The sequence below is a fragment of the Methylobacterium symbioticum genome (assembly GCF_902141845.1).
GTDB classification, from domain to species: domain Bacteria; phylum Pseudomonadota; class Alphaproteobacteria; order Rhizobiales; family Beijerinckiaceae; genus Methylobacterium; species Methylobacterium symbioticum.
Genome location: NZ_CABFPH010000182.1, coordinates 1 through 5,667 on the forward strand (window position 1 = coordinate 1; position 5,667 = coordinate 5,667).

6 protein-coding genes and 1 pseudogene are annotated in these 5,667 nt (G+C 72.1%); 3 read left to right on the forward strand and 4 right to left on the reverse strand.

Features of this window, described 5'->3' with window-relative positions:
* Window positions 1-111 precede the first annotated feature (111 nt).
* Entirely contained in the window at window positions 112-489 is a 378-nt protein-coding gene (locus MET9862_RS30335; RefSeq protein WP_185157042.1) for a hypothetical protein, read from the forward strand.
* A gap of 26 nt (window positions 490-515) precedes the next feature.
* Here MET9862_RS30335 and MET9862_RS28150 read toward each other — a convergent pair whose 3' ends face one another.
* Both MET9862_RS28150 and MET9862_RS28155 read right to left on the reverse strand, forming a co-directional pair.
* Entirely contained in the window at window positions 516-1,613 is a 1,098-nt protein-coding gene (locus MET9862_RS28150) for a sensor domain-containing diguanylate cyclase (RefSeq protein ID WP_244612948.1), read from the reverse strand.
* 314 nt (window positions 1,614-1,927) lie between these two features.
* Window positions 1,928-2,512: a sugar O-acetyltransferase gene (locus MET9862_RS28155; protein ID WP_142586203.1), complete on the reverse strand. Its 585-nt coding sequence runs from the start codon at window positions 2,510-2,512 to the stop codon at window positions 1,928-1,930.
* Between the two features lie 167 nt (window positions 2,513-2,679).
* Between MET9862_RS28155 and MET9862_RS29725 the strand changes: the two genes are divergently transcribed.
* Window positions 2,680-2,832, forward strand: coding sequence for a hypothetical protein (locus tag MET9862_RS29725; protein ID WP_185157041.1), 153 nt, complete (start codon window positions 2,680-2,682; stop codon window positions 2,830-2,832).
* Between the two features lie 96 nt (window positions 2,833-2,928).
* Here MET9862_RS29725 and MET9862_RS28160 read toward each other — a convergent pair whose 3' ends face one another.
* Both MET9862_RS28160 and MET9862_RS28165 read right to left on the reverse strand, forming a co-directional pair.
* The gene (locus MET9862_RS28160) at window positions 2,929-3,468 is read right to left on the reverse strand and encodes a phosphate-starvation-inducible PsiE family protein (RefSeq protein WP_142586204.1); all 540 of its coding nucleotides are present in this window, start codon (window positions 3,466-3,468) and stop codon (window positions 2,929-2,931) included.
* A 335-nt stretch (window positions 3,469-3,803) separates the two neighbouring features.
* Window positions 3,804-5,444 (reverse strand): cytochrome c, encoded by a 1,641-nt coding sequence (locus MET9862_RS28165; protein ID WP_142586205.1) that lies wholly within the window; start codon window positions 5,442-5,444, stop codon window positions 3,804-3,806.
* Between the two features lie 39 nt (window positions 5,445-5,483).
* Here MET9862_RS28165 and MET9862_RS30340 point away from each other — a divergent pair.
* Window positions 5,484-5,667, forward strand: a pseudogene (locus MET9862_RS30340) (hypothetical protein); the annotation flags it as partial.

Sequence of the window (5,667 nt, forward strand, 5' to 3'; positions counted from 1 at the left end):
CCCCCCCCCGCCGCCCCCCCCGGGCCGCCCCGGCCGCGGCCGGGCCCCCCGCGGGCCCCCCCCGCCCCCCCGCCCCCCCCCCCCCCCGCCAATCCCCCGACGAGCCCGCCGGTGACGCCGCCGGCAGGTCCGCCGCCCGACCCGCAGGCGATCCCGTCCTTCCCCATGCACCGCGTCGTGCCGCGGGGCGAGGTGCGCACGATCGGCTTCTTCACCTCCCTCTACCCGGACTGCTCCGCGATCGGCCCCGTGGTGGTCCGCACGCTGAGCCCGCCCCAGCACGGGCGCGTCAGCTTCGCGGCGGCCGATTCCTTTCCGCGCTACGGGCCGAGCGCGCCGCTCGCCGCCTGCAACAGTCGCAAGGTGCCGGGCACGCGGATGACCTACGAGCCGGACGAGGGCTTCGAGGGCGTCGATGGCTTCCGCCTGCTGGTGATCAATGCCGACGGCACGGCCGCCGAGTACGACGCCAAGATCTCGGTGAGATGATCTCGGTGCGGTAGGGCGCGTCGCCCTCAGAGCCGCACCAGCGCCGCCCGGGGCACGCGGGGCGCGCCGGGCGCCGGATCGATCCGGTGGTCGAAGCTGCGGAAGGTGTTCCGGGAGGCCGCCTTGGCCGCATAGAGCGCTCCGTCGGCGCGGGCGAACAGCTCGGCCGGCGCGCAGCCGGCCTGCCGGGCGATGCCCACCGAGGCGCCGAGCTGCAGGGTCAGACCCGCATGCCGCAGGGGCTCGGCGAGCGCCGCCACGATCCGCCCGGCGAGGCGCTCGGGCAGGGCGGGATCGGGCAGGGTCTCGAGGAGGATCGCGAACTCGTCGCCGCCGATCCGCGCCACCAGGCCGGCCGCTGAGCCGGTCTCCCCGGAGAGCTCGGCGCAGACGCGGCGGATCCGGTCGGCCATCTCCGCGAGGCAGGCATCGCCCACCGCGTGGCCGTAGCCGTCATTGACCGGCTTGAACCGGTCGAGGTCGACGAGGAGGAGGGCGCCCCCGCCTCCCTCTCTGCCACCGAGCGCGGCGAGGCGCGCCTCGAACACCGCGCGGTTGGCGAGCCCGGTGAGGGCGTCGCGCTCGGCGAGCCTGCGCAGCCGCTCCAGCTCCAGCCGCTCGGCGGTGATGTCGCGCTTCAGCCCGAACAGCCGCACCGGCACGCCGTCCGCGCAGGCGACCGAGGCGCTGATCCGGATCCAGCGATGCTGTCCCTGTGCGGTGACGATCTCGGCGTCGAGGCCGAAGCCGCGGCGGGCGGCCAGCGCCGCGCCGCGCACCCGCTCCAGCACGGCGAGGGAGTCCGGCGGGTAGTGGTCGAGGGTCCGCCCACGGCGCAGCGTGGCGCGGCGCGGCAGCCCGAACAGGTCGTAGACCGCGTCGGTCCAGGTCAGGCTCTCGTCGGCGAGCCGGCACTCGAAGACGCCGATCCCGGCCGCGGCCACCGCCGCCGCCGCCGTGCCCAGGGCGTGGGACGGGGCCCGCTCGCGGATCCGGGCGTTCCGGGCCTCGACCTCGGCGCAGAGGGCGGCGAGCCGCTCCGGGCGGACGCCACGGACGCGGGACAAACCGCCGGGGAGGGTGGGGCGGGAACGCGACGGGTCGGGGACGGCGTCATGGGACATGCCGTGGGCTGGCCTGCACGTCGTGGAGCGCGGAAGCGTGACTATGGCAGGATTGAAGTCCGGTTAACAGCGGGACTCGACCTGTCGCGGCCCGTTGCGTCCCGGCCTGGACTGTCCGTTCGCGTAGAATCGACCAAGCGTCGTGGGGAGTTTTAGGCTCGTCCCAGTCATCCCCCTCATCCTGAGGTGCCGCGCCAGCGGCCTCGAAGGAGGCCTCCAGGAATCAGCGAGGCGTCGGGAGGGCTCCTTCGAGGCCGACGCTGACGCTTCGGCACCTCAGGATCAGGTCGAGAGGGGAATCGGCGGATGAGGCCCTAGCCCCGGATCCGCGCCGGATTGCCGAGGGCGACCGCGCCCGCGGGCACGTCCCGCGTCACCACGCTGCCGGCCCCGATGATCGCGTCGTCGCCGATGGTGACGCCCGGCAGGATCAGGGCGCCCCCGCCGATCCAGACATTCGCCCCGATCGCGATCGGGCGCCCGAATTCCAGCATCTGGCGGCGCTGGGCCGGATCGCGCGGATGGTCGGCGGTGAGGATCTGCACGCCCGGGCCGATCTGGGTCATGTCGCCGATCGTGACCGCGACCACGTCGAGGACGCAGCAATTGAAGTTCATGAACACGCCGCGGCCGAGGCTGATGTTGTAGCCGTAGTCGCAGGTGAAGGGCGGGCGGATGTTGCAGCCCTCCCCGACGCGGGCGAAGATCTCCGCCAGGAGCGCCTGCCGCTCGGGCTGGCCGAGAGTCTGGCTGGCATTGTAGCGGTCCATCCAGGCGGAGACGCGCCGGTTGTCGGCGGCGAGCTCCGGATCGTCGGCGATGTAGAGGTCGCCGGCGAGCATCCGCTGCTTCTGGGAGCGGGGGTCGATCTCGCGATCCGCCTGATCCGCGCGCGTCATGATCTCTCCGGGCTCGATCCGTCCGAACCCCTCACATAGCCCGCGACGCCGCCCGGATCAGGGACGGGGCGCTCTTTCGCCCGAGCCGGTATCCCCTTCGGCGCAGCGTGCTCTAGTTTCCCCGGCCTCACGCGACTGCCGCACGTGATTGGGCCGGGGGGATCGGGATGGGCTTCTTTATCGTCATCGCCTGTTCGTGGCTGGTCGTCGCCGCGCTCGACATCATGGCGTCGCGGCGCCGGGCCGAGATGGAGGAGGAGGGCATCCTCGTGCCCCGCCGCGGCGGCTCGGCCTATCTGAACCCGCCCCGGCCGTACTGAAGCCGGCCCCGGGCGGCCCGCCTTCTCTCCCGCGCAGGGAGGGGGGATCAGGCGACCACCCCCGCCGCGCCGCCCGATCATCGTCCGGTTTCGCCGTCAGCCCCGCGTCTCGGGCCCGGGGCTGTGCTCCTCGCCGGCCGGGTGCCCGTCGTCGCGGGCGCGGTGCAGCAGGAAGATCGACGCCACCATGGCGAGGATCAGCGCGGCCAGCACGCCGAGCTCGATCATCGAGGCCTGGAACAGCGCCTGTTTCTCGGGCGTCCAGTCCTTGCTGTGGGTGAACTCCGAGGATTGCAGGGTCACCACCAGCACGCGCCGGATCGAGGCGATCAGCCCGACGATCAGGAACGGCTCGCAGGTCAGCCGCCCCGAGCGCATGGAGACCCGCACCGTGTGCAGGATCTCCACCAGCATCAGCAGGAAGAGCAACCGGTCGACCACTTCGAGGAGCTGCGGCGCGCGGCCGAAGGCATGCCCGGCCTCCAGCGTCAGCCGTCCGGCATCGAACAGCGCGAGGACGGCCGTGGCCGCGAGCAGGAGGCCGAGGATCGCGTAGATCGCGTGCTCGGTGTGCAGGAACAGGAAGGTCGAGGCCTGGGTCAGGGTACCCGGATCTTCCTGCGGCTCGTCCGCCATCGCGGCCCTCCTGGTGCGTGCCTGTGGTCCGGCGGGATCCGGTCGGCCCGGCCAACGACCGGTCGTCCCACACCCCGCTCGCAGGTCATTCCCGCCCCCAAGCGCCTTCCGAGAAGGCGCGGGTCCCCTCTCCCGTTCGGGAGAGGGACAGGGTGAGGGATGAGAAGCGTCCGAAGTGGGCTCGACGGATCTGCGGCTCCGGATTTGCTCTATCCTGAGAGTTCTCGACCCTCACCCCAACCCTCTCTCGAACGGGAGAGGGGGTGCGTCGCGCTCGGCCGATACCCTCGTGCCGATCCGATACGGTCCCTCCGCCGAGAGAGGGCGCCCCCGGCTCACGGCCGGACCGGCGGCGCGCCGGCGCTCGCCCGCTTCTCCGGGTTGCGGGCCTGGCTGTAGGCGATGCTGGCGAAGGACCCGATCACCGAGGCCCAGGGACGGGAGGCCTCGGAGGCGCCGGCCTTCTGGCGCTCCAGATAGGAGTCCTTGCCGACCTGGCAGAACAGGCTGGTCAGGCCGTTGACGAGGAGGTCGTCCACGCTCTGGCCGCCGGTCTCGGCCGGCTTGGCGCCGTAGGCCGCCTTCACCTGGGGCAGCAGCTGGGCCAGAACCGGCACGAGCTTCTCCTGGGTGACCGCCTCCTGGGCGAGGCCCTTGAGCCGCTCGGCCGCGCCCGCCGTTTCGAAGGCCTTGACCACACCGTCCTGCGCGACCTCGGCGCAGGGAGCGTTGCCCGCGAGCATGGTCTGGGTCGCAGCCCGCGCGTCGGAGGCGGCGCTGTCGGACTCGATCACCGGCGCGCTGTTGCCCCAGCTGTTGCGGACGTAGTCCGCGACGTTGCGGACCTCGACATCGGTCATCTCCTGGCCGATCGCCGGCATCGGCGCGTAGCCGCTCTGGGCGGCCAGGCCGCCATAGATCACGCGCAGCACCGTCTCCGGGCCCTTGGACTGCACCGAGGTGTTGCCGGCGAGCGCCGGCACCGCGCCCGGAATGCCCTTGCCGTCCGGCTGGTGGCAGGAGGAGCAGTAGGTGAGATAGGTCGAGGCGCCGGGCGCGCCCTTCGCGTCGAAGGCCTGGAGGTTCTTCTCCCGGTAGGTCTGCTTGGCGGGCACCGTGCGCAGATACGCGACCATCGCCTTGAGATCGGCATCGGTCATCTTCGAGAGCGATTCCTCGATGGTCTGGCGCATCGGGCCGGCGGCCACGCCCGGGCGGCTGCCCGGCGCCGTCCCGGTCTTCAGGTAGGTGACGACCTCCGCGTCCGACCACGCGCCGATGCCCTGGTGGCCGTCCGGGGTGATGTTGGGGGCGTACCAGCCGTCGATGACGCCGCCGCCGAAGCGGCCGGCGAGGCTCGAATTGCCCACGAGCTTGCGCTCGTTGTGGCACATGCCGCAATGGCCGAGCCCCTCCACGAGGTAGGCGCCGCGGTTGACCTCCTCCGTGGCCTGCGGGTCCGGCTTGAAGCGGCCCTCGCCGAAGAAGGCGGTGCGCCAGGTGATGAGGGCGGTGCGGACATTGAACGGGAAGGGGATCTCGTTGTCCTTGCGCGCCTCCTTCACCGCGGGCAGCGACTTCAGGAAGGCGAAGATCGCCTTGGTGTCGTCGTCGGTGACCTTGGTGTACCAGCCGAACGGAAAGGCCGGGTAGAGATACTCGCCCTCGTCGCCGATGCCCTGGCGGAAGGCGCGCTCGAAGGTGGCGTAGTCCCATTTGCCGATGCCGGTCTCCGGGTCCGGCGTCAGGTTCGGCGTCATGATCGCGCCGATCGGCGTGTTGAGCCGGTAGTTGCCGGAAAACGGCTTGCCCCCCGGCGCCGTATGGCAGGCCACGCAATCGCCTGCGGTGACGAGGTATTTGCCGCGTGCGATCAGCTCGGGATCGGCGAGGTTCGGGTCCTGCGCCGCGGCGGGCCCGGCGGCCAGAAGACCGGTCAGGAAGCCGGCGCGGGCGAGGGCGGCGATGCGGTCCATGATGCTCTCCTCCGGATTCCCGCCGGGAGACAGGTGCAAATGCACGCAAAAGGGGGGAGTCCGCCGCACGGGCGGGCCCTCAGGCTCTGTGTCGGATCCTGTGCCGAAGCGGCGCCGCCCGGCCCGGCGAAAGGTGGCAAGGCCTACGAAGCCGAAGTCGGGCGCGAGGGCGACGCGGTCGAGTACAGGATCAAGGTCGCGCTTCTGGATCGGGAGGTGGTGA

What these genes read in the sequence shown, in the direction of transcription:
- MET9862_RS28150 (WP_244612948.1), bottom strand. Translation starts at nt 1,613, where the DNA reads ATGTCCCATGACGCCGTCCCCGACCCGTCGCGTTCCCGCCCCACCCTC.
- MET9862_RS28155 (WP_142586203.1), bottom strand. Translation starts at nt 2,512, where the DNA reads ATGACGCGCGCGGATCAGGCGGATCGCGAGATCGACCCCCGCTCCCAG.
- MET9862_RS29725 (WP_185157041.1), top strand. Translation starts at nt 2,680, where the DNA reads ATGGGCTTCTTTATCGTCATCGCCTGTTCGTGGCTGGTCGTCGCCGCG.
- MET9862_RS28160 (WP_142586204.1), bottom strand. Translation starts at nt 3,468, where the DNA reads ATGGCGGACGAGCCGCAGGAAGATCCGGGTACCCTGACCCAGGCCTCG.
- MET9862_RS28165 (WP_142586205.1), bottom strand. Translation starts at nt 5,444, where the DNA reads ATGGACCGCATCGCCGCCCTCGCCCGCGCCGGCTTCCTGACCGGTCTT.